The 3,805-nt window shown below is 43.9% G+C and carries 4 protein-coding genes; 1 reads left to right on the forward strand and 3 read right to left on the reverse strand.

From position 1 onward, the window contains the following. Positions 1–348: 348 nt before the first annotated feature. Both BM122_RS20615 and BM122_RS22925 read right to left on the reverse strand, forming a co-directional pair. Entirely contained in the window at positions 349–873 is a 525-nt protein-coding gene (locus BM122_RS20615) for a PA2169 family four-helix-bundle protein (protein ID WP_256212265.1), read from the reverse strand. Between the two features lie 158 nt (positions 874–1,031). Beyond that, entirely contained in the window at positions 1,032–1,244 is a 213-nt protein-coding gene (locus BM122_RS22925; protein WP_143083579.1) for a hypothetical protein, read from the reverse strand. Between the two features lie 138 nt (positions 1,245–1,382). Between BM122_RS22925 and BM122_RS20620 the strand changes: the two genes are divergently transcribed. Next, complete coding sequence (locus BM122_RS20620) at positions 1,383–2,159, forward strand: RDD family protein (protein WP_074907474.1); 777 nt, start codon at positions 1,383–1,385, stop codon at positions 2,157–2,159. Positions 2,160–2,983: 824 nt separating this feature from the next. Here the strand turns inward: BM122_RS20620 and BM122_RS25670 are convergent. Continuing rightward, positions 2,984–3,805: KGG domain-containing protein (locus BM122_RS25670; RefSeq protein WP_074907476.1), on the reverse strand; the 822-nt coding region annotated here is incomplete at its 5' end.

Below are 3,805 nucleotides of genomic sequence, written 5' to 3' on the forward strand. Positions count from 1 at the left end.
AACAGTTTCGTTCATTTTATCCTCTCTTTTTTGAGTTGCCTCGAGCCGCTCGCGATCAAGTGCGGCTGCAGTGGCACACGCTGATGAAATATCTGCATAGCTGTATTTTTAGAATTTTTTCTGTATGTGTAACTCATAAAACCAATTAGTTAAAAATACTAAATTACCCAAAAGCTAATTATGCAGAGATTTATCTAATATTAAGTGATGGTTTCTCCTCAAGAATAATGATGAAGCTCTTTTTCAAGAGCTATTTGGAATTGAGGTTCCATTGACTGCTTGCCTTAGCCCGAACTCACGTTATGATTACATTCGATATACTTATTAAGTAGATAATTGAAACAAGACTTAAGCAAGATTAGAATTATTTCTTGCTTGGTCTCTCAGTTGGCGCATAATATGTTCGTGATTTTTTTTAACTCCTTCATATAGCCGCTCTAGAAGAGCACGAAGACTGTCAGGCATTTCTTGTCTCAGCGCATTTTCATAGGCCATAACTGCTGCAGCTTCACCCATTTCACATTCTTCCAGTACCGCGAGATTATTTTTTTTGGTAAACGCCGTCTTAAGGTTAGTCAAAATATGGAGCAAGCCCTCTTCAGCAGATGTGCTTGTATCTGGATTACCGCCATAATGCAGTACCTCGACACTTAAAGTGTTAACGGCTTCTTCACAGCTTTGTGCGCGATCCATGAAAAATGATTTCAAGGCAGGGTCACTCGCATTGTTTGCACATGTTTTAAAACTGTCTGCGCTATCGCGCGAAATTTCGGTAAGTCCATTTAATAAATTCGCAATTTCTGTATTATTCATCTCATCCTCCAAGAATAAAGGCTTACATAAAATGAGGCCTAGAGTTGGTTTACGGCCCAAGGCTATTTATTCATGCGCTGCTAACTTTGGATATTTAAACGGAAGACTCTTCTGTGATAAAGAATCACTATACTTTATAGAGTCTAATCAAAAAGTATTTCTTGTAATTTCGCTTAAAATTTCTTATTCAGAATATATAGTTTTTTAAATAATACTACTCATAACAATGCCTGAAATTGCCAGCACTCGGGGTCAGTCACACGGGTAGTTTCCGGTATTAGCGGCCGCTCATAATTGGTAACACTGGCGCATCGAATGACTGCTTTTAGACCTGTGCTAGAGATGGCGCTATCCGCCAAAACCAACCAGTCAATTTCTCTGAATGAATCTCCAATATTTAGCCGAATAATATGAGACAGCCCTATAGTCATGATCCTGGAACTGTATATCGCTTCGTTTAGGATGATATGCAGTGAGCAAACTTGACAAACGTAACAATTTTGTTGATGTCAAAGCATGAAAAGATATATGAAAATTATATAATTACTTGTTAGCTGCAAGGAGATACTATGACCGCTTGGTGGTATGCCGATAAAGACAAGAAAATCGGCCCGATTGGAATAGATGAGCTTAAGCGGCTTATCAAATCCGACAAAATCGATGCTAAAACAATGCTGTGGCACGAAGGGATGGATGCTTGGCGACCTCTGGACCAAGTTGAAGAGCTAAATGAGTTAAAGGCTGTAGTCTCGCCATCTTTGCCACCAAAGGCTGATACTGACACACTGAGTTATCCCATGGCTAATCGCTGGTTACGATTCTTTGCTCGTATTTTTGATATGTGTTGGGAAACTATGCTCGTAGCCTGCATCTTAGGAGCTGTATTGAGCCGTTATTCCGCTAATTTTGTTGAGTGGTTTTATGAATCTGGTGCAAGTCGTCAATTATTCGGCTTGCTGTATCTGCCGATTGCATTGATCTTAGATGCCTTATTATATCGAGCCATTGGAAATACACCCGGCAAGGCTTTGCTCGGACTGAAAGTAAAAACACTGGATGGTAAATCCTTAAGCCTTGCTCAATACCTCAACCGCAATTTCTCGATGTGGGTGAGCGGACTTGCTCTCGGGTTCCCTCTATTTACTCTATTCACGTTGGTACATCAGGCAGGCAGGCTTGGTGAAGGACAGCAAGCGAGTTATGACGAATCCGCGGGATTTCGCGTGCACTCAAAACCTGTGGACTGGTGGCGCAAGACCGCTTTTGGTTTCGCCTTCGTGGGCCTTTTCGTAATTATAGTGGCGCTAAACACCATGGAGCAGACCGCCCACGTGAAGCCATATTGAGCGCTGCTCAAAAAGTTACTCCTGGGAAAATCCGCCTACAAAGCTCACCGCCCTTATTGGTTCGAGAAGGAAACACTTCGAGCAACCAAACGATGTCGGCCAATAGGTATATAAGTTCTCCAGGCGGGCTGACTGTACTGTGGTTCTTGAAACGAGATGCTAGTTATACCTTAGATGACTGTGTGAATGTAGCCTAGAAAAGCACGGTTACCAATGAAACTTACCATTAATCTTGATTAAAATAGAATTTTGTACTCTTAGCTGCCTCGTCTGAACCTCAAAGCAACAATTCTACTGATCGGTAAGCGGCCTTTCATATGACAGTAGCGCACCTTTATGATTGGCTGTATAGCCGTTACATGCCTTTCACCATGATTTAGTGTTTAGCTAGTTTTTGCTTTCTGCCGCCGTGTATATTTTTATCAGCACGAGTTGGCCTATCATTCTGCACGCGAAGCTTCTCGATAGCTTGCTTGTGCAACTCCAAGCAAGCTTTGCGATATCAAAGTTATGACATTTTTTTTCTGGCGCCTCTACCCCTGGGTGCCTCTACCCCTTATAGCTGATCCCATATGAAATAATTCTAGTTGCATAGATGGAAAAAAACTGCTCGACAAAACATCCTTGCTTTTATCTGATTGCTTTGGCTTGAGCCAAAATGAGTTCCGGCCAAAACAATCAGACAAAAGCAAGGTATTCCGCCACGCAGCTCTTCATCGTCTATGCGGCCTAAATCATTTTATATGGGATCAGTTATATATCAATTAAAAGTTCACTTTAGAAAGCAGCTGTTCCTGATGACCCTGGGGCTACCCGCTGGCTTTCTACTTTTTATGCCCACCATGGCTGCTTTTACCCTCTTTGCTGGCTATTTCACGCTGCTTATCTTCATCCATAGAAGCAAAGCCTTGCTTATCAATATGCCCGCCCTCACCACCTATTTTTTCCTTTCCTCTATCTGAAGTTTCGAGCGTGTCTTTTAGGATCGACTCCTTAAACCACTGACGAATATAAGTAAGATGCTCGTCTTCTTCCCGCAATGCCTGCTGGAAATCCCGAGCCATATCCTCCATACCCATCTTTTCAGCCAGCATGATAAGCATCCGCCAGCCATCGTTATCTGCCAGCTCCGCGGTTAGCATGGCTTCCAGACAGTGTGCTACCGATGTGCGCGGATCGGTCAGCACCTGTATCAGGCCGAGCGACATCACACCGTCTACATCGGCCGATGGAGTCTGCGCAGTGGGATCCGCGCCGATGGATCGGATCGCATTTTCCACAAGCTTGAAATGCTGAAACTCTTCATTCCGGAACTCGTGCAGCCTCTCGAGTGGAATATCGGCGCCCATCGGTGCAGCTGAACACTTTGCTATAAGAGCATCATAAAGCCTGACTCCGGTACGCTCAAACGCAAGCCGGCACCCGAGCTTGTCTATAAATCCTTCAGGACTTTTGCCCATCAGTTTTTCCATTGCAGTGCTTACCATCCCTTTCAGGGTACCTGGCAATGGAACTGACCCTATCACGTCAGCCCCGGCGATATATTCCTGGCGCATCTGTGCAATAGCCTGTTCATCTCCGGGTGAGGAAGCGGGGGTAACTTTAGCCAGCGCCATCATTTCCTTGATATCAATCGGTGAGGCATC

The sequence above is a fragment of the Nitrosomonas communis genome (assembly GCF_900114745.1).
Taxonomy (GTDB): domain Bacteria; phylum Pseudomonadota; class Gammaproteobacteria; order Burkholderiales; family Nitrosomonadaceae; genus Nitrosomonas; species Nitrosomonas communis_A.

Coding starts and splice junctions, on each gene's coding strand:
- BM122_RS22925 (WP_143083579.1), bottom strand. CDS start 1,244: ATGACTATAGGGCTGTCTCATATTATTCGGCTAAATATTGGAGATTCA.
- BM122_RS20620 (WP_074907474.1), top strand. CDS start 1,383: ATGACCGCTTGGTGGTATGCCGATAAAGACAAGAAAATCGGCCCGATT.